Annotated in this window: 20 protein-coding genes; 14 read left to right on the top strand and 6 right to left on the bottom strand. The window is 72.1% G+C overall.

All coding sequences use genetic code 11. The features are described 5' to 3' along the window. Positions 1-76: 76 nt before the first annotated feature. Entirely contained in the window at positions 77-811 is a 735-nt protein-coding gene (locus ACZ5WK_RS19005) for an SDR family oxidoreductase (protein ID WP_465548544.1), read from the bottom strand. A gap of 134 nt (positions 812-945) precedes the next feature. Here ACZ5WK_RS19005 and ACZ5WK_RS19010 point away from each other — a divergent pair, with 134 nt between their 5' ends. Next, positions 946-1536, top strand: a complete 591-nt coding sequence (locus ACZ5WK_RS19010; RefSeq protein WP_465548545.1) for a TetR/AcrR family transcriptional regulator — start codon at positions 946-948, stop codon at positions 1534-1536. Positions 1537-1641: 105 nt separating this feature from the next. On the opposite strand, the gene ACZ5WK_RS19015 is transcribed toward ACZ5WK_RS19010, so the two are convergent. Next, entirely contained in the window at positions 1642-4134 is a 2493-nt protein-coding gene (locus ACZ5WK_RS19015; RefSeq protein ID WP_465548546.1) for a glycosyl hydrolase family 28-related protein, read from the bottom strand. Positions 4135-5023: 889 nt separating this feature from the next. Between ACZ5WK_RS19015 and ACZ5WK_RS19020 the strand changes: the two genes are divergently transcribed. From ACZ5WK_RS19020 to ACZ5WK_RS19035, 4 genes are all read left to right on the top strand, one after another. Further along, on the top strand, positions 5024-5791 hold the full coding sequence (locus ACZ5WK_RS19020; RefSeq protein ID WP_465548547.1) for a uracil-DNA glycosylase family protein: 768 nt from the start codon (positions 5024-5026) through the stop codon (positions 5789-5791). Continuing rightward, complete coding sequence (locus tag ACZ5WK_RS19025) at positions 5791-7371, top strand: amidohydrolase family protein (protein WP_465548548.1); 1581 nt, start codon at positions 5791-5793, stop codon at positions 7369-7371. The genes ACZ5WK_RS19020 and ACZ5WK_RS19025 overlap by 1 nt, the downstream gene beginning before the upstream one ends. Beyond that, positions 7368-8948, top strand: a complete 1581-nt coding sequence (locus ACZ5WK_RS19030) for a S41 family peptidase (RefSeq protein ID WP_465548549.1) — start codon at positions 7368-7370, stop codon at positions 8946-8948. Before ACZ5WK_RS19025 ends, ACZ5WK_RS19030 begins: the two co-directional genes overlap by 4 nt. 228 nt (positions 8949-9176) lie before the next feature. Continuing rightward, positions 9177-9656, top strand: a complete 480-nt coding sequence (locus tag ACZ5WK_RS19035; RefSeq protein ID WP_465548550.1) for a hypothetical protein — start codon at positions 9177-9179, stop codon at positions 9654-9656. Between the two features lie 724 nt (positions 9657-10380). Here the strand turns inward: ACZ5WK_RS19035 and ACZ5WK_RS19040 are convergent. After that, complete coding sequence (locus ACZ5WK_RS19040; protein ID WP_465548551.1) at positions 10381-11001, bottom strand: TetR/AcrR family transcriptional regulator; 621 nt, start codon at positions 10999-11001, stop codon at positions 10381-10383. Positions 11002-11083: 82 nt separating this feature from the next. Here ACZ5WK_RS19040 and ACZ5WK_RS19045 point away from each other — a divergent pair, with 82 nt between their 5' ends. Together ACZ5WK_RS19045 and ACZ5WK_RS19050 are read left to right on the top strand one after the other, a co-directional pair. Next, on the top strand, positions 11084-11908 hold the full coding sequence (locus ACZ5WK_RS19045) for a dienelactone hydrolase family protein (protein WP_465548552.1): 825 nt from the start codon (positions 11084-11086) through the stop codon (positions 11906-11908). A gap of 333 nt (positions 11909-12241) precedes the next feature. Next, positions 12242-12733 carry an FBP domain-containing protein gene (locus ACZ5WK_RS19050; RefSeq protein WP_465548553.1) on the top strand — a complete coding sequence of 164 codons (492 nt, stop codon included), beginning with the start codon at positions 12242-12244 and terminating at the stop codon, positions 12731-12733. A 198-nt stretch (positions 12734-12931) separates the two neighbouring features. On the opposite strand, the gene ACZ5WK_RS19055 is transcribed toward ACZ5WK_RS19050, so the two are convergent. The 3 genes from ACZ5WK_RS19055 to ACZ5WK_RS19065 form a co-directional block, all read right to left on the bottom strand. Continuing rightward, positions 12932-13318, bottom strand: a complete 387-nt coding sequence (locus ACZ5WK_RS19055) for a hypothetical protein (RefSeq protein WP_465548554.1) — start codon at positions 13316-13318, stop codon at positions 12932-12934. A 166-nt stretch (positions 13319-13484) separates the two neighbouring features. Continuing rightward, positions 13485-15062 (bottom strand): phytoene desaturase family protein, encoded by a 1578-nt coding sequence (locus ACZ5WK_RS19060; RefSeq protein ID WP_465548555.1) that lies wholly within the window; start codon positions 15060-15062, stop codon positions 13485-13487. A gap of 106 nt (positions 15063-15168) precedes the next feature. Next, positions 15169-16224: a magnesium and cobalt transport protein CorA gene (locus tag ACZ5WK_RS19065; RefSeq protein ID WP_465548556.1), complete on the bottom strand. Its 1056-nt coding sequence runs from the start codon at positions 16222-16224 to the stop codon at positions 15169-15171. A gap of 252 nt (positions 16225-16476) precedes the next feature. On the opposite strand from ACZ5WK_RS19065, the gene ACZ5WK_RS19070 reads away from it, so the two are divergent. From ACZ5WK_RS19070 to ACZ5WK_RS19100, 7 genes are all read left to right on the top strand, one after another. Then, on the top strand, positions 16477-17256 hold the full coding sequence (locus tag ACZ5WK_RS19070) for an SDR family oxidoreductase (protein ID WP_465548557.1): 780 nt from the start codon (positions 16477-16479) through the stop codon (positions 17254-17256). Positions 17257-17281: 25 nt separating this feature from the next. Then, positions 17282-20173: a BTAD domain-containing putative transcriptional regulator gene (locus ACZ5WK_RS19075; RefSeq protein WP_465548558.1), complete on the top strand. Its 2892-nt coding sequence runs from the start codon at positions 17282-17284 to the stop codon at positions 20171-20173. Positions 20174-20208: 35 nt separating this feature from the next. Next, complete coding sequence (locus ACZ5WK_RS19080; protein ID WP_465548559.1) at positions 20209-21435, top strand: FAD-dependent monooxygenase; 1227 nt, start codon at positions 20209-20211, stop codon at positions 21433-21435. 253 nt (positions 21436-21688) lie between these two features. After that, positions 21689-22993 carry an aminotransferase class I/II-fold pyridoxal phosphate-dependent enzyme gene (locus tag ACZ5WK_RS19085; protein WP_465548560.1) on the top strand — a complete coding sequence of 435 codons (1305 nt, stop codon included), beginning with the start codon at positions 21689-21691 and terminating at the stop codon, positions 22991-22993. An 87-nt stretch (positions 22994-23080) separates the two neighbouring features. After that, positions 23081-23299, top strand: a complete 219-nt coding sequence (locus tag ACZ5WK_RS19090; RefSeq protein ID WP_465548561.1) for a hypothetical protein — start codon at positions 23081-23083, stop codon at positions 23297-23299. 364 nt (positions 23300-23663) lie between these two features. Continuing rightward, entirely contained in the window at positions 23664-24050 is a 387-nt protein-coding gene (locus tag ACZ5WK_RS19095; protein ID WP_465548562.1) for a hypothetical protein, read from the top strand. Between the two features lie 382 nt (positions 24051-24432). Continuing rightward, positions 24433-26814, top strand: a complete 2382-nt coding sequence (locus tag ACZ5WK_RS19100) for an FUSC family protein (protein ID WP_465548563.1) — start codon at positions 24433-24435, stop codon at positions 26812-26814. Positions 26815-26818 lie beyond the last annotated feature (4 nt).

Here is a 26818-nt window from a genome sequence, read left to right on the forward strand (position 1 = left end):
CACCCGTCCCGGGGCGGACACGGGGCCGCCCCCGCCCGACGCCCATCCCGGACCGGGTCCACTCTCCGGCAGACCGCTAGCTCTGCGCGGTGGGACGGACGACGATGTCACCCACATCGACGCTGTCCGGCTGCTCGACGGCGAAGGCGATGGCGCGGGCGACGGCCTCCGGAGGGATCGCGATCCTGTCCATGGTGTCGCCGACCTGGGCCTTCATCTGCGGTGACATGGAGTCCGGAAACTCGGTGCGGGTGATACCCGGCGAGACGACCGTCACCCGCAGGCTGTCGCCGGCCTCCTGGCGCAGGCCCTCGGACAGGGTGCGCACGGCGTTCTTGGTGGCGGCGTACACGGCCTGGAGCGGGACGACGCGCAACCCGGCCGTGGAGACGGTGTTGACGAAGTGTCCGAAGCCCTGCTCCCGGAAGACCGGCAGGGCGGCGGCGATCCCGTACAGGACGCCCTTGAGGTTGACGTCGATCATCCGCTCCCAGTCCTCGACGCGGAGCTCGTCCAGGGGCGAGATCGGACCGATTCCGGCGTTGCTGACCAGGACGTCGAGCTTGCCGAACCGGCTGCGCGCCAGTTCGACGAGCGCGGACAGGTCCTCGCGCCGTGTGACGTCGGTGCGCGTCCACGCGGCTTCGCCACCCGCCTCACCGATCCGGGCGGCCAGGTCTTCGAGTCGCTCCGACCGGCGCGCCCCGAGGACGACCTTGGCGCCCCGCCCGGCGAGCAGCAGCGCGGTGGCCTCGCCGATGCCGCTGCCGGAGCCGGTGATCGCGACGACCTTTCCTTCGATTCCCGACATGACCGGTAGCCCTTCCAAGACGTGTGCGGGCAGGCCGGGGCCATGCCCTAGAGTGAAAGTGGAGGCGCCACCACTTGATGCCAGGCTAAGTGGGCTAGCCTCCACTTAGCAACCGGAAGGGACGACGACCGCCGATGGCCCGAGATGCAGAACGCCCGCTGAGAGCCGACGCGCAGCGCAACAGGGAGAAGATCCTCACCGCTGCGGTGCGCGTGTTCGCCGAGGAAGGACTGGACGCGCACCTTGAGCGGATCGCCCGGGAGGCGGGCGTCGGCACCGCGACCCTGTACCGCAACTTCCCCACCAGGGAGGCCCTGGTCGAGGCGGCTCACCGCAACGAGGTGGCCCAGCTGTGCGACGTGGTTCCCGACCTGCTCGCGGCGAACCCGCCCTACGACGCCCTGCGCGCATGGACACGCCTGTTCATGGACTACGCCACCGCCAAACTCGGCATGGCCGAGGCTCTGCGAGCCATTGCCGCTGCGGGGAGCAATCCGTACGCCCACAGCCACGACATGATCCAGACCGCCATCACCGCCCTGATGGACGCGTGCGCCGAGGCCGGGGCGATCCGGACCGACATCAGCCCGACCGACATGTTCGCGGCCCTTGCCGGCATCGCCCTCACCTCGGCAAGGCCCGAACAGCGGACGCAGGCCGAACGCCTGCTCGACCTGACCCTGGACGGGCTCAAATCCACTCCGGCACCGCCGCCCGCCGGCTGACGGTGCGGCACGTACGGACTCCGGGTGTCGGGGTGCCGGCAAGAACGCTCAATGGCGGAGTCGATGAGATGCGGCATCCTCGGTATCGGTTTTGTCCGCCTCCGCTTATTCTTCCAACAGGTGCGCCGCTCGCAGCTTGGCGAGAAGTGCGTTGAAATCATCCTTCAGCTTGGCAGTGTCCGTCGTGGTCGAGTTCGCCTGTTTTTCCGCGCGCTGCGGAAGCGGTTCAAGGCACCCTCTGTTTGCGGGAACATCCAGGTCGCAGAGCGTCTGCCAGACCAGGTCCTTGTCGTGAGTCACGCTTCCAACGCTCTGGGGGTGGTTGGTCCAGGGATCCTGTTCACCGGAGACATTGAGATTCGGGTTCAACGGGCCATCGGTCTTGTAGGCGGTCAGCCGGTACAGGAAGCCATTGGGCTCAGTCGGCCTGACGGTTTGCCCTATGTGGTAGTGCGTCCCGCGAGCCCAGGCAAGAGCTGCTGACCCCCTTCCGCACGCAGCCTTCACCGCCCACCCGATCTCGCCTCGGCGCGTTGAATTATCGAGGGCATTGAGGATCAGATCGCCTGGGAGGTAGAAGTTGCAGCTACCCACAGGCGTATCGTAGGGAGTTCCGCCATGAACAACGCAGACTCGCCGCTCACCGTAGCTGTAGTTTCCAATCCAGGCTTCCGGAAGCATCAGCGCGCCGGGGACCGGACCGTTTTCGTATGCGGTTTGATAGTATGTGTGGAAACTCGCCCCGCTCAGGAGGGACATTTCAATCCTGCCCTCGATGGCTTCGGGAGCTGTCTGGACTTGGGTACGGAAGAGGGAAGACCCCTGGACGGGATTCAGATGACTGTCCAGCGTGACAGAATTATAGTCCTGGATGATCGTGGAATCCGAATTGTTCCCGAGGGTGTTGGACGTTATGACCGTGGGCTTCAGTTCGCCCAGGCATAGCCATCTCACATCGCCATCTGTAGTCTCGCTCCCGGCCGTAGTGTTCCATTCAGGCTCACCGGTCGGGTTGTCGTGATCTTTGCCACGTGTATGCCCGGCATTTTTTGCTTGATATAGGAATCCTTGCGCGACGGATCCTTCCCCGCCCGTCTTCAGCTCGTCCTTGTCGATATCGATCCCACCCCCGACGATTCGATATGTCTGCACTTTGGAATAATTATTTGTCACTTTCAGTGCAGAAGGTCCAGGCCCCCCTCTGGCGGCGCCGTAGCCCCAGTACATTGAGTCCGGGGTGATATCCATGTCCCCTCCGACTACAGCGGTATGTCCCCCCTTGAATACCACTGGTGCATCCCCTTCGGCATAGCAGCCGACGTACACGGACCACGCGGCATCGTGTTCGGAGCTGATGTTTCGGTGTTTGTTCGTATCGGTGTGACATGAAACGAAGGTGCAGCCGAGGTATGAATAGTCATGAATTCCATCCCGCCCATTATCTGTGGCAGAGACATTCATGACCAGCATGGTATTGGTGTCATCTTTGCCCTCGCTGCCGATGTCGAGCCCATGCTGGCCATTGCCATAGACAAGGCAATCGCGTATCTGTGTGAGATTGGCATTGACTTCCGGCGTGAAGCCGGCTTTCGGATAGCTTGCGTATATCGTTATCCCGTTACGCCTGAAGCCGGCAATCCGCACCTTCTCGACCCAAGGGCCGTGCGCCATAACTCGCATGCCATCCATCTGCGGGGCCTGATAGAGCGTGGTGGTACCCCTCCCTTGCAGGGGGGACGACTCGAGGGTGAACTGGCGAAGCACAGCATAGTCAGCACGACCGCGTTCGGGCGGACCGGTGAAGGCGCCCGTCAGGGCAATTGCGCAGTAAACGGTCTCTCTGGTCTTTTTTGTCCCGACCTGGCCGATACCGCCTCCGATGCCCGGAGGGATTGAAGGGGCGTGTGGAGGGGGTTCGGGGGGATTAGTCCTGGTGGAAAGGTTGAAATCGCCGCTTTTGACATCTGCGAATATGCGGGAAGTTCCTCTGAAGCCGAAGCCGGCTCCCTCCAGAATGCAACCGTTCGAGACGACAAGAGGCTTCGTAATCCGGTAGTCGCCCGGAGGAAGGTAGACGATTTTGCCGTCGGACAACGGGTTGTCCGTCATTGTTCCGAGTCGCATTGCGCAGTCCAGGGCATCCTGGAGCGCGTCCGTGTCGTCTGCCTTTCCATCTCCTGCCGCTCCGAAGTCGAGCACGTTCAGCCGCGTGTCGCGGCGGGGCCGGATGGTCACCGTGCCCGAAGCGTCACAGTCACCGATCCAGTTCGGAGCGCTGACGCAGGCGTTTTTCGGAGCGTTGGCACGCACGAGTTTTCCCGAACTGTTGACGCCAACCGCGCCAGGCTTTCCGGGGCCCAGGCCGCCGAAAACAGCACCGCCTATTTGAACGTCGACCTTCGTCTTGGCGGCTGCCGTCTGCAGAGCAACCCCGAAGAACGGAAGGGTATGCAATGACTCGTCGTTGCGGTTGTTGCTCTGCTGGACAGCAGGAGCGACGGCGGGGGTGACGGGGGTGGCCGGTGATCCGGTGATGCGGACCGCCTGACCGGCTGTGATGTCCTGTGCGGCTTGCATGGTGACGGTGACGATGTCCATCGGAACTTCTCTTCCGTTGAGACTTCGTTGGAAAATGCAGGTTCAGGGAACACGTCAGTTCCGGGAGCGGCCTCAGTGGAGGCCGGGCGGTGGGCCGCGCCAATCGGCGCCGGAGGTATTACTGAACCCTCTACGGACGCCTTCTCCAAGGGTAGGCGTGCCAGGCCGCCGCGGCGATCAGAGGCAGTCCTTGAAGGGCGCGCACCGCCTCCGGGGCGCCCTGGTCCGGGCACCGTAAAAGGACGACGTCAACACGCCTGTACGCGACGCCCTTGTATCCATGAACTCGGGCCCCTCTTCGACGTCCCGGCTCGGCGCGTCCGGCCAGTTCGACTCGATGACGGTGCGGGCTCTCGCCGCGGGCTTCGGGAGAGTCGCTCGATGTTCGGTTCGTGACCATGTGAGTCCGAACAGGGTGAGCAGCCGGCGGGCATCGCGGGCATTGTGCCGAAGGGCGGACGCGATGCCGGTCTTGCCGGTCGGGCGGCGGGCACCGATGGCCGGGTTGCGCCAGGTCGCCATCCCGGTGTGGGAGTTGAGATCCAGGCCGCCTGCTTCGAGAGGCGATCTTCGCGGCCGTGTCGGAAAGGGCGGCCGCGGGATCCGGTCACGGGATCCGGCCGCGACGCGGCGGTTTGCGGGGACGGGAGTCGTGTGATCCATTGGAAGGACACCGGATCGCCCGACACGCCCCGGTTCGACCCGTCGGACCACCCGGGTGCGGCGCTCCCCTCGAACCACCCGAGCCCCGACGGGCCGTGGCGCCGGACCCGTGGCGTCCGCGGCCGTCCGCGCCGCCGCAGCCCCCCGGACCGCCGCGGAGGTCACGGGGTCGTCAGGGCGCAGGCGGGCGGGGCGCGCGATCCGACCGGTGAGGAGGTGCTGACCGATGCCGGAGTTCGACCGCGGACCGACGACCGAGTTCGCGACGCTGCTCGCCCAGGTGCCCGACCCGCCCGTCGCCGAAGCGTTCTGGTCCGACTGGGGACCGATCTTCTACCGCGGCCGGCTCGACGGCTCGGCCCGCGTGCTGATCGTGGCCTCGGACCCCGGACCGACCGAACGGATCGCCGGGCGCAGCCTCGTGGGCAACGCCGGCCAGCGGGTACAGGGCTTCCTCGCCAAGCTGGGGCTGACCCGCTCCTACGTCTGCCTCAACGCCTGGGCGTACGCCGTCCACCCCGCACAGGCCCTGGCGATGAAGGAGCGGCTCGCCGACCCCGCGCAGGCGCAGTGGCGCAACGAGGTCTTCGGCCGGGCGGTGGGCACGGACCTGCAGGCCGTCGTCGCCATGGGGTTCATGGCCCAGGAGGCGGTGCGGCTCTGGAGCGACCGGCCCCAGGCCACGCTGGTGAAGGTGCCGCACCCGTCGAGTCATGACCCGGTGGCGTTACTGGATGCCTGGCGCGAGGCGGTCACGACGTTGCGCCCGGTGGTCGGGCCGGACGACGACGGGGACAACACCGGGCCCAACTACGGCGCCGCCTTCGAGGAGTCGGACTACAGCCCGATCCCCAGACGTGACCTGCCCTTCGGCGCACCGGCGTTCCTCGGTGACGACGCCTGGGTGCGCGCCACGCCGGGCGGGGTCCAGAACTCCGTCAACCGTCCCTCGCCGGACGACGGGCACACGCTGGTCTGGAAGGCGCCGGGCTGATGGCACTGGTGCTGCTCGGCACCGTGGTCACCTTCGACGGCGACCACCGGATCCTCGACCCCGGCGCCGTGTACGTCGGCGACGACGGCCGCCTGGACGCGGTGCAGCCGGCCGGGGCGGACTCGCCCGTGGGCTTCGCCGAGGCACCGCGGATCGACACGGGCGCCCTGATCCTCCCGGGGCTGGTCGACCTCCACAACCACCTCGGCTACAACACCCTCCCGCTGTGGGAGGCCGTCGGCGTCCCGTACCTGCACCACGACCGCTGGGTCGACGAGAAGCATCCGCCGGACTACTCGACGACGGTCACCTGGCCCGCCAGGGTGCTCGGCCAGGCCGCGCCCGAGGCGCTGATCAAGTACGTCGAGGTCAAGGCGCTGATCGGCGGGACCACGTCCATCCAAGGGCCGCCCCACTCGACCCGCCCGGTCGACGGCTGGCTGCTGCGGATCATCGACAACGAGAAGCTGCCAGCGGGGCGCGACCTGGTGCTGACCTCGGCGCTCCAGCTCGACGCCGACGTGCTGCGCGAGGAGCGGGCGCCGAAGCTCGACGGGACCCGTCTGCTGATCTACCACGTCGCGGAGGGCCGGCGCGTCGAGGAGGTGGACCCGGTGAGCCCGCAATCGGTCGTCCACCGCGAGTTCTCGGACCTCGAACCCTGCCTGAAGCCGGGGCTGATCGGTGTGCACGGCACCGCGCTGACCTCCGCCGAGTTCACGAGGTGGCGCGACTCGGTGGCCGCCATCGACGCCGCCGAGCGGGGCACCGTCGTCTGGTCGCCGTTCTCCAACTACTGGCTCTACCACGAGACGACGGATGTGGTCGACGCTGCGGGGAAGGGGCTGCGGATCGCGCTGGGGTCCGACTGGTCGCCGTCGGGGACCAAGCACGTGCTCGGCGAGCTGAAGGTCGCCGACGCCCTCAACAGCCACGAGTTCGGCCGCCACTTCGACGACCGGGACCTCTGCGACATGGTCACCGCCAACCCCGGCGACGCGCTGGCGACCGCCTGGGGGCCGCAGGTGGGGCGCCTGGAGCGCGGCAGCGCCGCGGACCTGCTCGTGCTCCAACGTCACGACCCGGCCGGGGACGTGTACCGCAACCTCATCGACGCGGTCGAGCGCCACGTGCTGCTGGTGCTGGTGCGCGGCCGGCCGTGCTACGGAACGTCGGCACTGATGACGGCCGCCGGGGCGACCGGCACCAACACGACCCCGGAAGCCGGGCCCGGGCGCAGCGTGGCGGTGCGCCAGCCGGGCCGGGCCGACGCCACGCTGGACTGGCGAGGCGTCAAGCAGGCGCTGGCGAAGGTCCGCCACGACCCGGTGGGCGCCTGGCGCGGTGCGCAGATCGCGCTGGCGGCCTGGGGAGGGCCGCCCGACGACCCCGGTGCGCCGCTCGCGCTGTTCGGCGACATGCCGGAGGGCGATCTGGGGGCCTTCGCCGCCACCGACGACATCCCGCCGGACCTGGTCATCCCGGGCCCGGACTCGCTGACCCACGACGCGGCCTACTTCGCCGCCGTGGCACGCAGCAGGGTGCCCCAGCTCGAACGCCTCAAGGCCTACTACACATGAGCCCGAGGATCACGGAGCCGCCGCGGCCCCTGCCGGGGTCGACCGGGCTCGACGAGTTCCTGGAGCAGGCCGCCGCGGACCCGCTGCCGGTCGCGGCCCGCTACCAGCTGGTGGCCGCCGCCCGCGTCCTCGTCGAGGAGCTCTACGTCCACCTGCCGCTCAAGCGGGCGAGGTACGCCACCGACCCGGTCCAGCGCCTGCGCCTGCTGGAACGCCGCGTACCCTCACTCAGCGAACCGCAGTTCCACTCCGAGCTCGCAGCCGTCTTCCGGGACCTGCGCGACCTGCACACCGTCTACCAGCTCCCCGACCCGTACCGCGGGCACGTGGCCGCGTTGGGATTCCTCGTCGAGCGCTACGTCGACGAGGGCGGGAGGCCGCACTACATCGTCTCGAAGACCGACCGATCGCTCGAACACGCGGACTTCGGCGCCGGAGTCGAGCTGGACTTCTGGAACGGGGTCGAGATCGAGCGGGCGATCGAGCGCAGCGTGATCGCACAGGTGGGCTGCAGCCCCGACGCCCGCCTGGCGCGCGGGCTCGAGTCGCTGACACTGCGCCCGCTGCGGACCAGCCCCCCGCCCGACGAGCGCCGGGTGCTGCTGTCCTATCGCACGCCCGACGGCCGCCCGCGGGAGACCAGGATCCAGTGGCGTGTGCGCGCCGCCGAGTGGCACGCCGGGCGGGCGCAGGACCCCGTCCCGACGCTCACGCCGCACCTCGGCATCGACGCCGGCAACGAGGCCACCCGCCACCTCAAACGTGCGCTGTTCACCCCGTACCGGGCACCGCGCTCGCCCGCACGCGGCCCCGGCGGCGTCCTGTCCTACCGGCTCGCACCGGGCCGCAGCGGTCCGTACGGCCACCTGCGGATCTTCTCGTTCAACGTGGCGAGCGCACGGCTCTTCGCCGAGCAGGTCGCGGAGATCGCCGCGAAGGCCCCCAAGGAAGGGCTGATCGTGGACATCCGCGGCAACCCGGGCGGCAACATCCTGGCCGCCGAGGCCGCCCTGAGAGTCCTGAGCGGGCACCCGGTCGCCCCGGTCCGCTTCTCACTGCCGACCACGCGCGCGGCACTCGCGCTGGCACGGTCCAACCCGGGCTTCCGGGACTGGACGAGCTCGATCCGCACCGCCGTGGAGACCGGCGAACCGTACTCGCAGGCGTTCCCGCTCAGTGACCCGGAGGCGATCACCGCCGGGCTGCCGCACTATCCGGGCCCGAAGGTCCTGATCATCGACGCCCTGACCTACTCGGCCGCCGACATCTTCGCCGCCGGCTTCCAGGACAACGGGCTCGGGAGCATCCTCGGGACGTCCGAGTTCACCGGGGCCGGCGGCGCCAACGTGTGGACGTACGACCTGCTGGGCGTGTGGCTGCCCGAGCTGCTCGGTCCGCTGCCGCGCGGTGCCGGGTTCCGCGTCGCACTGCGGCGCGCCACCCGGGCCGGCCGCAGCGCCGGGCTCGCGCTGGAGGACTTCGGCGTGCAGGCGGACGAGGTGCACCGCCTGACCCGGCGTGACCTCACCCTGCGCAACAAGGACCTGCTGACGAGGGCCGCCGCACTGCTGTCCTGAGCCGGCGCTCCCGTGAACCGGCGCTGCGGGGAGGAGCCCCGACGGGCGGGCCGGCGGTCGGTTTCGGTCACGAGGGGATGGTTTACGGACCGTTCCACCGATGGTTGCCCGGATGCGTCCTGACGGCTCCGCCGCCATGGGAGCATCGATGTCAGATGTGACATATCACATTGCTTACAGGGTGTCGGCCCCACACGGCATGCCTTGCCGACTCTCAGGAGAAGACCCGTGAACCGAACCGTCCCCGTCCTTGCCGCCGTTGCCGCCCTCGGCCTGCCGGTCGCGGCCGCCCCGGCGGCAGCCGCAGCCCCGGCGGCCGCCGCCTCTTCGGCGCCCGCCTCCGCGGCCGCCCCTGCCGCAGTCGCCTCCACCGCGACGACGACCTGCGGCCCGTCGGTGCGGATGATCAACCGGCTGAACACCGTCTGCGTGACGGTCGACGGGCCGTCCGTCCGCGTCCAGGGCATCAGCACGCAGCTGATCGCCGGGCCCGGTCGGAGCTTCATCTACAAGCTGTCCGCGAGCGTTGTCGACGGCGCGTCGCTCGGTACGGAGAGCGACTCCGCCTTCCTCGGTTCCGGATCCGCCTACCTCAGCGGTCCGAGCGCCGTCGTCCCCTGCGGCTCGACGGTCCGGGCCTCGTTCTCGCTGACGGACTTCGGCACGCCCCCGCCCACCTCGGTCGTGGACGTGGTCGTCGCCTGCTGACGCCGGCCGGTCGTCAGGGGCCGCCCCGGGGTGCAGGTGCGCACCTCGGGGCGGTCGGCTGCGACCGGGGTTGGGCTCCAGCCAAGGTGAGCCCAGAAGGGGCAGTGGGATGATCTTGGTTGGGTCGCTACTCGTCTGCGCCCGCGGCGACGGGGGGCCCTCTTGGTGATCTGCTCCACCATCGCGGCCCACTGCGGGTCGGCCTCGCGAATCCGCTGCCACCGCTGCTCGCGCCGCACCGGCCAGTACTCCTCGGTGCGGCGAAGGGCGGCCGGCAGCCGCTCGGGGGCCAATCCAGGTAAGCCCGAAAGCCGACATGAGTTGATCTTGAGGTCCTGAGCCAACCCGTGGGTACAGCTGCGCGGGTCAGGAGTCTTTGGTGAGGCGTTCGATGGCAGTCTGGCGGTCCTGCCGGGAGGGTGGGGAGTAGCGGCGGGCGGTTTCCACCCCGATCCCGCAACCGTGGCCGACCTGGGCGACGTGCGGCCGCTCCGGCTCACCCGCCACAGCTGGAAGGGCCGGCTCTCACACTGCAACCACTCGTGGGGTCTGCCGCGGAGCTTCACGGTGATCGGCTCCCTGCCCCGATGGTGACCGGGCCCTCGCGCGCCTACGCCTCCAACTGGGGCCCGGTTCAACGGCCGAGAAACAACGGGGAGCCGGCGGTCTTGCATCGGTCCGACGATCCGCTCGTTGCCGGAGATGGCGCCTTCGAGCGTCGGCGTCAGGCGCTGAGCACGTCCAGGGAGAGGCGTTTGGCGCGGTCCAAATCGGTATCGTCGCCGAAGAGTTGGTAGCGGGTGTTGGCAGCGCGCAGGTAGGCGTCGATGCGGAAGGCGTCGTCGGCCGGGAAGCGGCTGCCGGCGGCGGACAGTTCGGACTCCAGCAGGTGCAGCCACTCGCGGACGAGGTCGCGGACGGCGTTGGCGACGGGGCCTTTGCGGCGGCCGTATTCGACCGAGGTCGTGGTGATGAAACACCCGCCGGGGAAGACGTCGTCGCGCAGGTAGGCGACCCAGTTGTCGAGCAGGGCGCAGAGCCGGGGCCGCCCCGGGGCGGCGGGCCACGACGGCTCGACGACGTGCCGCAGGTACAGGGTGCGGGCCTCGGCGACGGCGGCGATCTGGATTGCTTCCCGGTTGGCGAACACCGTGAGGATGCCGCTCTTGCTGTGCCCGGTCCGGGCGGCGAGCGCGCCGACGGTGATGGCGTCCAGCCCGTGCACGGTCGCGGACATGGCTGCCTGCCGGGCGACTTCGTGCCGTGTCCGGTCGCCGCGGGCGCGGCGGCCGTCGGCGCGCGGCGCGGGGGAATCCGCGGCGGAGTCGGGGGTGTCCGGGGCCATGCGCCGATTATATGCGACCGATTGGTCGTGTAGTGTGCCGCAATAATTACGACCGGTCGATCGCATAGTGGAGGTGCAGATCATGAGTGTCGACGGCGGCGCCGGGCTGGACGGCTTTGCGAAACGCGTGCTCTCGCTGTCCGGGGGCGAGAAGACCGTCCACGTGGCCGGGAACGGGCCTGCGGTGGTCGTGATGCCTGAAATGCCGGGTATCAGCCCCGACGTAGTGCGCTTCGCCGGGTGGGTGCGCGATGCGGGGTTCACCGTCTACGTGCCCTCGCTCTTCGGTGTCGACGGGGCGTATCCCACCGTCGAGCTCGCCGAGCCGATCCTCAAACGGGCGTGCGTCAGCGAGGAGTTCAGGGCGTTCGCGGGCGGTGGCACGAGTCCGGTGGCGGTGTGGCTGCGCGCACTGGCCAGGACCGCGCACGACGAGTGCGGCGGACCGGGCGTCGGCGCGGTGGGGATGTGCTTCACCGGCAACTTCGCGCTGAGCATGACGCTGGAACCGGCCGTCATCGCCCCGGTCCTCGGCCAGCCCTCGTTGCCACTGGACGACCCGGCCGCCCTGGAGCTGTCGCCCGAGGATGAGGCCGCCATCCGCGAGCGGTTCGAGCGCGACGGGCTCACCGCACTCGGCCTGCGCTTCGACACCGACAAGTGGTGTACCGGCCAACGCTTCGCCGCCTACGCACAACTGCTCGGCGACCGCTTCGACGGCCGCGTCCTCCCCGGCGAGTACGCGAACCCGGAACCACCGCCGTTCTTCCGCGACCTGGTCCAGACCCCCCACAGCGTGCTCACCGCGCACCTCGTCGACGAGGAAGGCCACCCCACCGTGCAAGCCCGCGACGAAGTCCTCGTATTCCTGCGCGCCCGCCTGCTTCCCGACCGCACCACGGCCTGACGGCCGGAAGCAGCTTGATCGCGACGGCACGCCGGCCGCGGTCCGCCGACGCGGTCGAGTTCGAGGTTCGTCAGGACGGGTAGGGCGCGGAGCAGGTCGGTGGCGCGGGCGGGGCTCGTGCGGAGGTTGGTGAGGATGCGCACGACCCGCCCGGCCACCACCAGCTCATCACGCTCGACCCGCGCATCGGCCAGCACCAAGATCAACTGATGGCGGCTTCTGGGCTCACCTTGGCTGGACCCCGGGTTCCGTCCGGGCCGTGGTCCTCCGCCTCCCCGGCATCATCTCTTATTCATTTGCCTAAAGGGTTTAGGCAAATTAGCCTTCCGTGTCATGAGGCCGCTGACCGAACAAGACATCCGCAACTCCTTCCTGAACTGCAGCAAGGGTGAGGCGAAGCGCCTGAACCTCCCCCGTGACCTGGCCGAACAGCCCTGGGACGACCTGGACTTCCTCGGCTGGCGGGACCAGCAGGCCCCGGACCGCGCCTACCTCGTCACCGAGCTCGACGGCCGTCCGCAGGGGCTCGTGCTGCGTAGCCCGGCAGCCGCCGCATGGCAGGCCCGGCGCAGCATCTGCTCCCTGTGCGTCACCACCCACACCGGCGGGGTCTCCCTCATGGTCGCGCCGAAGGCCGGGCCGGCCGGTCGCCAGGGCAACTCGGTGGGCGCGTACATGTGCAGTGACCTGGCCTGCTCGATGTACGTGCGAGGGAGCAAGGACGCGGGCGCCGGCTCCCGGCTGCACGAGTCGCTCACCCTGGAGGAGAAGATCCGGCGCACGGTGTCGAACGTCGCCGCCTTCATCGCCAAGGTCACGGCCTGACCGCCCGCGCAGGGCTGCTGGTCCGGCGTGGGGCGGCCCGGCGCCCGTCGGCGGTGAGCCCGCACCGGCAGGTCGCGATCGCCCGCCTGCCGGTGCGGCACGCAGCCGGCGGTGGGGGAGGTGGGTGCGGCGGGGGAGTCCGGGCGGACCGGCGCGCGGGGGAGGAACACGGCCCGGACGTCTGGGGCCGGACGGGACTCACGGCCAGCCCGTCGGCTTCGAGGTGACGGTGGCCCGGGCCGCGAGGATCGAGGCGCAGGCCTGCCCGACCGCTGTGGCCACCCAACCGGACGGCAGCGGCCCCTGCGCCCTGAGCGCGGCGGCCTGCCGCTGGAGCTCGCGGAGTGCGCCGCCCTGAGCGCTGGAGAGGCCCATCTCCTGGTAGTCGCCGAGGTCCGCGCCGCCGTCGAGGGACGTCTGCAGCCACGGCGTGATGCTTGTGACGCAGTCCGCCAGCGGGCTGTTCGACGGCTGCGGCTGCGGCTGCGTCGTGACGGCCGCGCTGGGTGCCGCGGCCGGCGCGCTTGCGCCGCACCCGGACGCCGCCGCGACCACGACCAGGCCGCACAGGAGCCGTTTGCGCATGCCCGCATTGTGGCTGCCGTCGGCCGGTCGCACCAGAGGCCGTACCGCCGCGGTCGCCGGAGGCCGTTCCCCCGCGCGGCGGCGCCCCGACGCCCCGGCCCCGCACCTGACCGGCCCGGGTGCCCCGCAGGGCCCACGCCCGACCACCCGCCCTCCACGACGGCGGCTACCGGGCGAGGTCCTCCAGGACGGCCTGCGCCGCGTTGTGCCCGGGGATACCGCTGACGCCGCCGCCGCGGACCGCCCCCGCGCCGCACAGCAGCACGTTCGGGTGCGCCGTCGCCACGCCCCAGCGGGCCGCGGCCCCTTCCGGATCCCCGGTCGCGAACGGGAACGAGAGGTCCTGATGGAAGATGTGACCGCCCGGCAGGCCGATCTCCCGCTCCAGGTCCAGCGGCGTCCTGGCCTCCACGCAGGGCAGCCCGGCGGCGTCCGGTGCCAGGCAGTCGGCGATCGGCTCGGCCAGCACCTCGTCCAGCTGCGCCAGGCTCGACGCCAGCGCGCGCTCCTTGGCCGCCGGGTCGGTGAACAGCCGTGCGGGCATGTGCAGGCCGAACAACGTCAGTGTCTGGAACCCCTGTCGGACCGCCTCCGAACCCAGGATCGACGGGTCGGTGAGTGTGTGGCAGTAGATCTCCGACGGCGGCGCCGAGGGCATCCGGCCCGCCTCCGCCTCGGCGTAGGCCGTCTCCAACTGCCCGTAGGACTCGGCGATGTGGAAGGTCCCCGCGAAGGCGTCACGCGGATCCGTGGCGGCGTCCCTGAGTCGCGGCAGCCGGCGCAGCACCATGTTGACCTTCAGCTGGGCGCCCTCCGGTGCGGGCCCGGGCTCCTCGCCCAGCAGCCGTGCCAGGGTCGCCGGGGCGGCGTTCACCAGGACCCGGCTGCCCACTGCCGCCGCCTCCCCGCCCTGATGACGGTAGGTCACCTCGGCCTCGCCGACGCCGTCAGTGGCGATGGCGGTGACCTCGCAGCCGGTCCGGATCTCCGCCCCGGCCGCCAGCGCCGCCCCGGCCAGCGCGCCCGTCACCGCGCCCATGCCGCCGACCGGGACGTCCCAGTCGCCCGTCCCGTTGCCGATCACGTGGTAGAGGAAGCAGCGGTTCTGCCGCAGTGAGGGGTCGTGGGCATGGGTGAAGGTACCGATCAGGGCGTCCGTGAGCACCACTCCGCGCACCAGGTCGTCGGCGAAGGTCCGTTCGATCGTCTCGCCCAGCGGTCGTTCGAACAGCGCCTCCCAGGCGGCGTCGTCCGCGACCAGCCGGCGCAGCCCGGCGCGTGAGGGCAGCGGCTCGGTGAGCGTCGGGAACACCTGCCGGGCGACCTGCCCGGTCATCCCGTAGAAGCGCTGCCAGGCGCTCCACTCGCGCTCCGAGCCGGTCAGCGCCCGGAACGAGTCCCGCGTCCGGCCCGGGTCGGCGGCGTCCACCAGCAGTCCGGTGGGCTTCCCGTCCCGGACGGCGGGGGTGTACGAGGCGATCCGGCGCCGGCGCAGGTCCAGCCGCAGCCCCAGCTCCCGGATCACCTTCCGCGGCAGCAGGCTCACCAGGTACGAGTAGCGCGACAGCCGGGCGTCCACCCCCGCGAACGCATGGGCCGACACCGCCGCCCCGCCCACCTCGGGCAGCCGCTCGAGCACCAGGACCCGTTGCCCGGCCCGCGCGAGGTAGGCCGCCGCCACCAGTCCGTTGTGCCCACCACCGACGATCACCACGTCGTACCGGGCCGACGAGTTCGTGTTCACCCGGCCACGCTACGGCACGGCGGAACGCCGGGGAACAGCCGCGCACCGACGCGTTGCGCCCGGATCCCGGCGGGTGACGCGTCGCCCTCGCCGGGTCGGGACATCCTCACTCGGTGGGGGATCGCGGCGTGTGACGGACGCCGTTGTTCACCTCCGGCGTCGATGTGGCCGGGTGGGCGCGCCGCCGGTGCAGCCACACGTACAGCAGCAGGCACGGCAGCAGCAGGCCGACGACGCTGAGGGCGATGAACGCCGCCAGGCTGTCGATGTGCTCGACCAGCCAGCCGAAGTTCTGCCCGAAGAAGCCGACCACGAAGGACAGCGGGAGGAACACGGTCGCGATGATCGTGAGCCGCTCCATCGTGGCGCTCTGCCGGAGGTTGATCCTGTTCTGCTCGACGGAGATCACCGCGATGTTCGCCTCCAGGACGGTGGTCAGCAGGTCGCGTTGGGCGGCGACCTCCTCGTTGACCAGCAGGAGGTGGTCGTGCACGTCGCGGAAGTACGGGAGCAGTCCGGCCGCCGACCTGCCGCCCCGGAGCCGCCTGGCGAGCACGGTGAGAAGGGGGTGGACGGCACGGTAGAAGTCGGTGGCCTCGCGACGCAGGAAGTAGATCCGCTCGGTCGGGGCGACCGCGCCGGAGAACACGGTGGCCTCGATCTGCTCGATGTCGCGCTCGAGTTCGGTGACGACGGGTGCGTAGCTGTCGACCACCTGGTCGAGGATCGCCCACAGTGTCGAGGCGCTGCCGGTGCGCAGCAGTTCGGGGCTGCGTTCGAGCCGGCCGCGGGCACCGGCCAGCTCGCTGGCGATGCCCTGGCGGACGGTGATCACGAAGTGTTCGGCCAGGAAGATGCTGATCTCGCCGGTGTCGATCTCCTCGCGTTCGTCGTCGTAGCGCGCGGTCCGCAGGATGATCAGCTCGGTGCCGTCCTCGTACTGCTCGGCCTTCGGTCGCAGGTGGAAGGCCTGGGCGTCCTCGACGGCGAGCTCGTGCAGCCCGAAGCTCTCGCGGACCCTGGCCAGTTCTTCGGGGCCCGGCTCGAACATGCCCAGCCAGACGAATCCGCCCAGCGAGCAGCGCGCGGCCGCCTCCTCCAGCTGCATGGGGCCCTCGTGCTGCCGGCGTCCGTCACGGTAGTGCGCGCAGTCGACGATCATGGCCTTCCTCCTCGCACCCGGCCGACCACGCCGTGTGCCGCCCCACCGGCGGCTCGGCGCGCCGTGGTCGCCTCCCCGCAATAGATGGTCCTCCGATCCGGCCGGACGTGCTCCATGGCGGGCCGGGGGCCCGGGCCGCGCAGGTGTTCGCGGCGGTGAGCGGGCGGTGAGGGTGCGGTGAGCGGTCGTCGGCAGTCTTCGGTTCATCGCCGGAACCGCCGAGGGGCCGGCCACGACCGAGGGAGCATGATCATGGGTGAGCTGACCGGCAAGGCGGCGCTGGTGACGGGCGGATCGCGCGGGATCGGCCGGGCGGTCGCGCTGCGGCTGGCCGCCGAGGGCGCGCTGGTCGCGGTGCACTTCGGCGGCAACGAGGCTGCCGCCGAGGAGACCGTGGCCCGGATCGGGGCCGCGGGCGGCCGGGCGTTCGCGGTGCGGGCCCGGTTCGGCGAGAGCGGCGCGGTGGACCGGCTGTTCGAGGGGCTGACCGCGGGGCTGGCGGAGCACGGGGTGAAGGGCCTGGACATCCTGGTCAACAACGCGGGCATCATCTCCGGCAGTTCGATCGGGCAGGTCACCGAGGAGGAGTTCACGCGGCTGCTGGCGGTCAACGTGAGCACGCCGTTCTTCGTGATCCAGAAGGCGCTGGCGCTGCTGAACGACGGCGGGCGGATCATCAACATGGGGTCGACGGCCAGCCGGTTCGCCGTCTCCACGCAGATCGGCTACACCGTCACCAAGGCGGCGCTGGAGTCGATGGGCCCCTCGCTCGCCAACGAGCTGGGCCGGCGCGGGATCACGGTCAACACGGTCGCGCCCGGTGCGGTGCGGACCGACATGACCGCGGCCTACACCGGGATTCCCGAGGTGGTCGCGGGCCTGGAGTCGATCACCGCGCTGGGCCGGCTCGGCGAGCCGGAGGACGTCGCCGACGTCGTGGGCTTCCTGGCGGGCCCGCAGGGGCGTTGGGTGACCGGTCAGACGGTCGACGTCTCGGGCGGCACCTACCTCGGCCCCATCGTCCCGGCGTGATCATCTCTGGTGGATAATCACCCGCATGCGGTTCGGAATCCTCGGCGATACCAAGGCGTGGCGCGACGACGGGGCCGAGGTCCCGCTCGGCGGGCCGGCCCGACGGGCACTGCTGGCACTGCTGTTGGTCCGCCCCGGCGAGGTGGTCTCCGCCGACCGGCTGGCCGAGGAGGTCGACCCGGCCGCCGAGTTGTCGGCGCACGCGGTGCAGTCCCAGGTGTCCCGGTTGCGGACGGCCCTGGGACAGACGGCCGCGATCGAGCGCGCAGGGGCGGGCTACCGGATCGTGGTCGAGCCGGACGCCGTGGACGCCTGCCGGTTCGAGAGGCTCGCCGGCGAGGGCCGCGCCGCTCTGCGGGACGGCGACGCCGAACAGGCCGTCGCGCTGCTGCGGGAGGCGCTCGGGCTGTGGCGAGGTCCCGCGCTGGACGAGGTCGCCGAGCGCGAGACGGCCCGGGCGGCGGCGGCACGGCTGGAGGAGCTGCGGCTCGCAGCGCTGGAGGACCGGTTCGAGGGGGAGCTCCGTCTCGGCGAGCACCGCGCGGCCGTACCGGAACTGCGCGAACTCGTCGGCCGCCACCCGCTCCGTGAGCACCTGGCGGCGCTGCTGATGCGCGCCCTGTTCGCCGAGGGCGGCCAGGCCGAGGCACTGGTGGTGTTCGAGGAGACCAGGCTCCACCTGGCCGAGGAGCTCGGCGCCGACCCCTCGGCCGAACTGGCCGCCCTCCACCGGGAGTTGCTGAGTGCCGATCGGGCGCCGGCGCCGGCCGCGCCACCGGCGCAGCTCACCTCCTTCGTGGGCCGCGCCGACGAGGTGAACGAGACCGCGGAGCTGCTGCGGGTGGCCCGGCTGGTCACCCTGGTCGGCCCCGGCGGTGTGGGGAAGACCAGGCTCTCCGTCGAACTCGCCGGCAGCGTCGCCGACGAGGTGTGCTTCGTCGAGCTTGCCCCGCTGCGCGACGGCGCCGCGCTGCCGCAGCTGCTGCTGGGCGCACTCGGCCTGCGCGAGAGCGGGCTCCACCTGGACGGCGCGCGGGCACCGGTCGACCGCCTGATCACGGCGCTGTCGGACCGGGTCCTCCTGCTCGTCCTGGACAACTGCGAGCACCTGGTCGAGGAGACCGCGACGCTGGTGGCGCGGCTGCTGGCGACCTGCCCGCGGCTGCGGGTCCTGGCCACCAGCCGTGAGCCGCTCGGCATCATCGGCGAGAGCCTGCAGTACGTCGGGCCGCTCGACGAGGACGCGGCGGTACGGCTGTTCACCGACCGGGCCGCCGCCGTGCGGCGCGGCTTCGCCGCCGATCCCGCTCTCCTGCGGAGGATCTGCACGGCGTTGGACGGCCTGCCGCTGGCCATCGAACTGACCGCGGCCCGGCTGCGCACGCTGGAGGTCGCCGACCTCGCGGGACGCCTGGACGACCTGCTCGGGATCGCCGCGCGCGGCGCCCGTACGGCCGACCAGCGCCACCGGACCCTGCGCTCGGTGGTCGCCTGGGGCTGGGACCTGCTCTCCGAACCCGAGCGGCGGGCCGCCCGGCGGTTCGCGGTCTTCGCCGGCGGAGCGTCGGCCCAGGCGGCGGCGCAGGTGTGCGACGCCGACGGCGAGACGCTGGAGTCGCTGGCGGACAAGTCCTTCCTGCAGGCCGGCCGCGGCCGGTACCGGATGCTGGAGACGATCCGCACCTTCGCCGCCGAACAGCTGGCGGCGGCGGGTGAGCAGGACGTGGCCGGCCGCGCCCACGCCCGGTACGTCCGGCAGCTGGTCCGGACCGCCGACCCGTACCTGCGGACGGCCGAGCAGCTGGAGTGGCTGCCGGCCGTCTCCGCCGTGCACGACGACCTCCTGGCGGCGGTGCGTTGGGCCGTCGCCGCGCAGGAGGCCGAGACGGCCCTGGAGCTGCTGGCCTCAGCCTCGGCCTACCTGTGGATCCGGGGCGCCTCGGCGTCGGCGGCGCCGCACGCCGCCGCGCTGCTGCAGCAGATCGGCGACCGGCCCCCGTTGGGGTGCGGTGAGGAGTACGCGGTGTGCGTGCTGCTCGCGGCGTCCGGCAGCGCCGGGCGGCCGCTCTGGCAGCGGCACCGTGCCACGGCCGAAGAGGCGCTGGCCGCGGCCTGGCCGGGTGAGCGGGCGGGCCGGTACCCGGTCGCGCTGCTGGTGTGGATGATGCGCAGCGCCGGCCAGGCCCGGGCCGAGGACCGGCAGAGCGCCTTCGAGCTGGTCTCGGCCCAGCTTGACTGCCCCGAGCCGTGGGCACGGGCGGTGGCCCGGTACGTGTCCGGATTCGGCTTCCTCGGTGCGGGCGACACCCCGGGGGCCGAGCACGCCTTCGGGCTGGCCGTCGACGAGTTCGGTGTGCTCGGCGACCGCTGGGGAGCCGCCTTGGCCCTGGACATGCTCGCCGGAGTGGCGGCCGGGCGCGGTGACCGGATGGAGGCGGTCGCGCTGACCGATCGGGCCATCGCCCTGACCGAACAGCTCGGCGCCCTGGAGGACGCCGCCGACCTGCTCGTCAACCGGGGTGACCAGTTCGCCGCCGACGACCGTCCCGCGGCCGGAGCCGACTACGCGCGCGCCGCGGAGCTGGCCGTCGGCGCCGGCAGCGCCGACGGCCTCGCGGCCGCCCTGCGGGGGCAGGCCGACCTCGCCCTGTCCGACGGCGACCTGACCGCGGCGGAACGGCTCTACTCCGAGGCGCTGGAACGGATCGACCCGCACTGGATCAAGGCCCTCGGCAACCGGGTGCGCGCGCTCGCGGGGCTCGCCCGCATCGCCGAACTGCGCGGTGACCACGCCACGGCCCGGACGCGCTACCGAACGGCCGCCGAGTCCGCGGCCGAGGTGGGCCACGACGCCCCCGCGCTGCTGCGCCTGCTCGGCCTTCCCGAGCCCGTCGTGGAGGCGGTGAGCCGGCGGTGAGCCCGCGGTGAGCACCCCCGGGCAGGCTCACCACCATGAAGAACCGCAACGTACTGATCTCCGGCGCCTCCGTCGCCGGCCCCGTCCTCGCCTACTGGCTCCACCGCCACGGCTTCAACCCGGTCATCGTGGAGCGCGCCCCCGCGCTGCGCGACGGCGGCTACGCCGTCGACTTCCGCGGCGAGGCGCACCTGTCGATCCTGCGCCGGATGGGCATCCTGGCCGAGCTCGAGAGCGCCCGTACCGGCACGGGCTCGATGTCCTACGTCAACAGCGCCGGAAAGCCGCAGGCCAAGCTGCCCGCCGACCTGTTCGCCGGGGATCTCGAGATCCTCCGCGGAGACCTCGCGCGCATCCTGTACGACGCCACCACGGACCACACCGAGTACCTCTTCGGAGACTCCGTCACCTCGCTCACCGAGGACGCCGACGGTGTGACCGTCACCTTCGAGCGTGCCGCCCCCCGCAGGTTCGACCTGGTGATCGGCGCCGACGGGCTGCACTCCAACACCCGCCGCCTGGCCTTCGGCCCCGAGGAGGAGTTCGTCAGGCACCTCGGCGTCTACTGCGCGATCTTCACCACCGACAACCACCTCGGCCTCGACCATACCGGGCACGCCTACCGCACCGCCGGCAAGCTCGTCGCGATGTACAGCGCGCGCGACAACGCCGAGGCCAAGGCCGTCTTCTATTTCGGCTCGCCGCAGCTGGGGCTGGACCGCCGGGACGTGGTGCGCCAACAAGCCGTCCTGGCCGAGCACTTCACCGGCAACGGCTGGCAGAGCGACCGGCTGCTGCACGACATGCGGTACGCGCCCGACTTCTACTTCGACTCCGTGGGGCAGGTGCACATGGACGCCTGGACGCGTGGCCGGGTCGCGCTGGTCGGCGACGCCGCCTACTGCCCCTCCTCCCTGTCGGGGATGGGCTCGGGCCTCGCCCTGGTCGGCGCGTACGTCCTCGCCGGCGAGCTGGCCGCCGCCGACGGTGACCACCGCGTCGCCTACGCCCGCTACCAGGAGCAGGTGCGCGCGTACGCGACCGGCTGCCAGAAGATGGGCGACGGCGTCGCCAAGCTCATGATCCCGGACAGCCGCCTGATGGCCTCCGTGCTCAACCGCTACTACAAGGTCATGCCCTACCTGCCGGGCAAGAACATGGCCGCCAAGATCGCCCGCAAGGCCGCCGAGAACATCACGCTCCAGGACTACCCGGCCGGACTGCCGGGAACCTTTCCGCGGCGGGGCACGGCAGTCGGCTAGGACCTGGGGCTTGTCCGGCAAGCTCCGGGGGCGGCGGGCTCGGCCGGGTCCCTTCGAGGGCTCCGGCCGCCGCCCGGCCCCCCGGGGGCATGGGCGGTTGAGGGTCCGGCGGTTCCGCGCCCGAGGGCGTCCCCGCTGCCGGAGACGTGCGGGAGGGGCGCGCCGCCGGCTTTTCCCGACTCCCCGTAACTTCTGCGTGCGCGCACCGTTTATCCCATAGTCCGACCGACTTATGGGCTGAGGGGAATCCGCCGTGGCCACCGTGCCGTACCAGACGTCCGCCGACACCGCCGAGAGGCTGATCGCTGAGGCGATGAAGCAGGGCACCAGCCATCTGACGACCGGGCTGGACGCGCCACCGGGCACCCACCTGCGGATCGGGGGCAGGGATCTGGTCAACTTCGGTACCTGTGGCTACCTCTCCCTCGAACAGGACGAGCGCATCCAGCGTGGCGCCATCGACGCGATCAAGCGCTTCGGCGTCCAGTTCTCGGTCTCGCGGTCGTACGTGGCGTCCGGACTGAACCTCGAACTCGAAGAACTGCTGCGGGAGATGTACGCCGGTCACCCCGTGCTCGTGTACTCCTCGACATCGCTGTGCCACATCTCCGTGCTGCCGGCCCTGCTCGGGGCCGGCGACATCGCCGTGCTGGACCAGCAGGTCCACTTCAGCGTCCAGACGGCCGCCCAACTCGTGCGGCAGCAGGGCGTCGAGCTCGCGATGGTGCGGCACGGCGACCTGGGCGCGCTGGAGCGGCGGCTGCGGCGCGCGGAGGCCACCGGCGAGAGGGTCTGGTACCTGATCGACGGCGTGTACTCGATGTTCGGTGACGTCGCGCCGGTCGAGGACCTCGTCCGGCTGATGGCGGCGTACCCCTCGCTGCACCTCTACGTGGACGACGCGCACGGCATGAGCTGGTACGGGCGGCACGGCGCGGGCTACGTCTTCGAGAAGCTCGGCCGGCGCCTCGGCGAGCGCGTGGTGCTGGTCACGACGCTCGCCAAGGGGTTCGGGACCATCGGCGGCGTGGCCGTGTTCCCCACCGAGCAGGCCTTCGGCAAGGTCCGGATCAACGGGGGGCCGCTGATGTACTCCCACCCGTTGCCGCCCCCGATGCTCGGGGCGGCGATCGCCTCCGCGCGGATCCATCTCTCCGCCCGGATCGAGGCCGTCCAGGCGGACCTGGCGCAGCGCCGGGACTACTGCAACGAGCTGCTGGCCGCCGCCGGCCTGCCCGTCGTCTCCGACCCCCGGACGCCGATCTACTTCATCGGCCTCGGCGAACCGGAGGTGAGTTACGCCATGGTGCGGCGGATGCTCGACGAGGGGTTCTACGTGAACCAGTCCTCCTTCCCCGTCGTCCCCCTGAAGAAGTCGGGCCTGCGCTTCACCCTCACCCGGCATGTCGACCGTGACCACATCCGGGGGCTGGTCGAGGCCGTGGCGCACCACCTCCCGCAGGCGCTCGACGAGGCCGGCCGCACCATGGCCGACGTCCGGGCCGCGTTCGGGCCCATGCTGCCCGAGGCCGGCGCGGCCCTGGCGCGGACGGATTAGGGGCGCCCCGGCCGCGGGGTGGCGGAGCGGGCGGCCGTCGCCTTCCGGCGGCGTCAGGCCCGTTCCGCCGCCAGGAGGGCGGCGGCGATGCGGCGTGCCCGTCGCGCGGGTTCCGTGGTGCCCGTCCCCGGCTACACCCTCAGCGATGCCGACGGCGTCCCGCGAGAACACCTGACGGGTGTCCGGTTCGCGATCGAGGGCGGTTTCGTCCACGTCGCCGTGCTGGGAACGGCGGACATCCAGGTCGTCTCCGCGCCGGCCGTCCGCCTGCTCGGCTACCCCGCCCCGGCACCGGGGGAGGGCTGACGAACGGGCGAGGCCCCCGGCATCCCACCCTCCCGGGGCCGTCCGTACCGGGCGCCCAGGACTCCGCCGGCCCCGGCCCTCACTCCGGCAGGGCCTGACAAAGCCCTGCCGGGGCGTCACCACGCCCGTACCCGAGACCCCGCGGCCGTGACGTCGCCGTGTCGCCCGGTTGGCGCCGGCCGGCGGGACAGGCTTCCGCCGGACGGTGCAATGGCAGACGAGGGTGGTCAGGGCCACGCCGAGATCCGGCTGCCGGAACCGCCCCGGAATGGACGGCGAAGTGTCCACGAGCAGTTCTGAGGACGTTGCCCGCGAGGCAGGCCCGCTGTTCCGCCTCGGGAGACAACTCGCCGTGGAGGATGCGATGCAGCGGCGGCTTCACTACCACCTTCTGCGGCTGACGGTTGTCGGCCTCACCCAGGAGGACATGACGGAGCTGAGCGAGCTCGGCCGCCTCGCGCTCTCGAACGCCGGCACCTCCGAGCAGTCGGCAGGGATCAGGCAGCGGGCCGGTGCGAGCGCTCTCGCCGTGGCGATCGCCGGCATCGTCGAGGAGACCGGGAGCGGGCAGGCCATGCTCGGCGCGGTCCTCGGCGCCTACGCGGCGATCGGCGCGAACTCCGGGGACAACCGTGAGGCGGCGGCGGTGATGGGCGCGGTCGGCGGTGCGACGGCCGCGTCGGCCGGCCCCTTCGTCCTCGAGCGGATCGGCGAAGTGGGCCTGCCCCAGTACCTCGGCACGCCGGAGTGAAATCACCCCTCGGGGCCGGGCCCGATCCGAGGGAGCCCCACTCCGCCGGACGCCCGGCGAGTGCCGCGGTGATCCACCGGCCGGCCGTCCTCGGCGATCACGCCGACGGGCCTGCGCCCGGCGTCGAGTCCCCCTAGGGTGGAGATGTGTGGCGCCCAGGGCGGCCGGTGTGCCGGCGGGTGCCCGGGACCAGGCCGCAGCCGGACGTCGACGGCACCGTCCTCGACGACATCGTCCTCGGCTGTACCGCGCCACCGCGTCGGCCGCGCCGACCCCGGGCGGGTACGGCAGCCGGGGTCCTGACGCCCCACGGGAGCGAGGTGCGATGCGCCGCTTGCCCGGCCGGCCGGAGCACCCGCGCCGAGCCCGCCCCGATCCGGCGGTGCTACACCGCGCGGTCCGGGTCACCGCGGCCGCGTGCGCCGGCTTCTACACCTTCCGCTACGGCCTCCACCAGCCGGTGACGGCCACGTACGCGCTGTTCGGGGCGGTGGCGGTCGGTGTCCTGGCCCGGGTGGAGGGCGACGCGCGAAGCCGGGCGCGCACGCTGCTGCTGACGCTGCCGTTCGCCTGGGTACTGGTGTGCCTGGGCACCGTCCTGGCCGTGCACACCGGGGCGGCGGCGCTGGGGATGGCGGGCGTGGGCTTCGCGGTGGCCTTCGGCTCGGTGGGCGGGCCGCGGCTGGTCGGGCTGGCGAACGGGCTCCAGCTGTTCTACATCCTCCCGTGCTTCCCTCCCTACGCCCCGGACACCCTGCCGCAGCGGCTGACCGGCGTGGCGGCGGGTCTGCTGCTGCTCGCCGCGGCGGAGCGGCTGCTGTGGCCGGAGCCGCCGCCGCCGGACTACCGCGGCCATCTGGCCCGCGCCGCCGAGGCGCTGGCGCGGCTGGCGGACCTGGCCGCCGCCGACTGCGCCGGCCGCCCGCCCACAGCGGCCCCGCCCACGGCGCCGTCCGACGGCCGCGCACCGCCGGGCCGGGCCGGCGCGCCCCGGACGGCGCCCGGCAACCCGGCCGAGGCGCCGGACGACGCTGCGAACGGGACGGCGGACGTGCCGGAGCAGGCTCTGGCCCTCCTCGACCAGCTGCGGTTCTCCCGGATCCCGACGATGGAGCGGCCCGCCGGGCCGGGCGCCGTCGATCGCGCCCTCACCCACTGCGCCACCACCCTGCACTACATCGGAGCCGAGTTGCTGCGGGTCCGCCGGCTCGGGCCCGTCGGCGGGCCCTACCCGCAGGCGGCCGTTCTGGTGGCGGCCACCGCTGACGCCCTGCGCGCGGCGGGGGCCGGGGTGCGGGCGGGCGGGCCGGTCCCCGCCACGGCGCCGATCGAGGCGCGGATCGCCGCGTTCGAGGCCGCCCGCACCTCACCGGGGCCCGCCCCCGGCTCGGCCCTCGGCTCAGGCACCGCCCCCGGCTCGGCCCTCGGCTCTGGCCCCCGCTCTGGCCCCCGCTCTGGCCCCGGCGCCGACTCGGGCCCCGACGCGGTGGCAGGCCACGCGCGGACGGCGGCGGCCCGGCTGGGGCTCGGCACGGTCGCCCTGAACGCCGCCGAGGGAGCCCGCTTCCTCACCCTCGCCACCCGCACCGCCCGCCACGCGCCGCCACCGGCCGACGACACGCCTCCCGACCAGCGGCCCGGCCCGTTCTGGTACGCCCACGAGCCGGTCGCGATGCTCTGGTGGCGCCGCATCCGCGGCAACCTGACGACCCGCTCGGTGTACTTCCGCAACGCTCTGCGCACGGCCGGAGCCCTGAGCGCCGCCCGCCTGGTGGTCGGCGCCCTCGACCTCACCCACGGCTTCTGGGTGCTGCTGGCGACCCTCACCCTGATGCGCACCAGCGCCGCCGACACCCGGATGACACTGCGTCCGGCCCTGGTCGGCACGGCCTGCGGCGCCGCCGTGACCGCCGCGGTGCTGCTGGCGGTCGGTGAACACCCGGCCTTCTACGCCGCGGCGCTGCCGCCGGTGATGCTGTTCGCGTTCGCCGTCGGCCCGGTGCTCGGGCTGGCCTGGGCGCAGGGGCTGTTCACCGTCGTGGTGGCCATGGTCTTCACCCAGCTGGCCCCGGCCAGCTGGCGGTTGGCCGAGGCCCGGCTGTTCAACGTGGCCACGGGCGCGGCGATCGGCATCCTCGCCGGGCTCTGCGCCTGGCCCCGCGGCGGTGGCCAGGACCTTCGGCGGCGCACCGCCGAACTGCTCGACCAGAGCGCCGCGGCCCTGTGCGAGACGGTCGCCGTGGTCACCGGGACGGGCCCGGCGCAGGGAGCCCTGGGCCGGGCCCGGCACTCCGCGCTGCTCACCGAGGCGCTGTACGCCCAGTACCGCAGCGAGCGGCACGATCCGGCCGAGGACGGGCCGAACTGGCAGGCCGCCGTGCTCACCGGGCAGCACACCGTTCGGGGCGCCGAGCCGCTGCTGGCCCGTATCCCGCCCGGCACCGCGGCCACCGGCCCGGACGGGGCGGCGAGGCTGGTGGGCCGTGCGGAGCAGGTCGCCGCGGCGTTCCGCCGCCAGGGCACGGCGCTGCTGGAGCGCGGCCCCGCCGGCACCGCCGACCGGGCCCTGGCCGACGCCCGTGCCGCGCTGCGCGACGAGCGTGCGACGGCCACCCGGATGCCCGCCGACCCGGCGTCACTGCACACCGTCGATGTGACCCTCTGGCTCACCGGGCTGCTCGACGACCTGACCCGGGTGCAGGGCAACACCCGCTCGGCCCTCGGTGACACGGACGGACACCGCCCGCAGACCCGGGGACCATGACGGG

Source organism: Kitasatospora sp. NPDC032757, assembly GCF_055579305.1.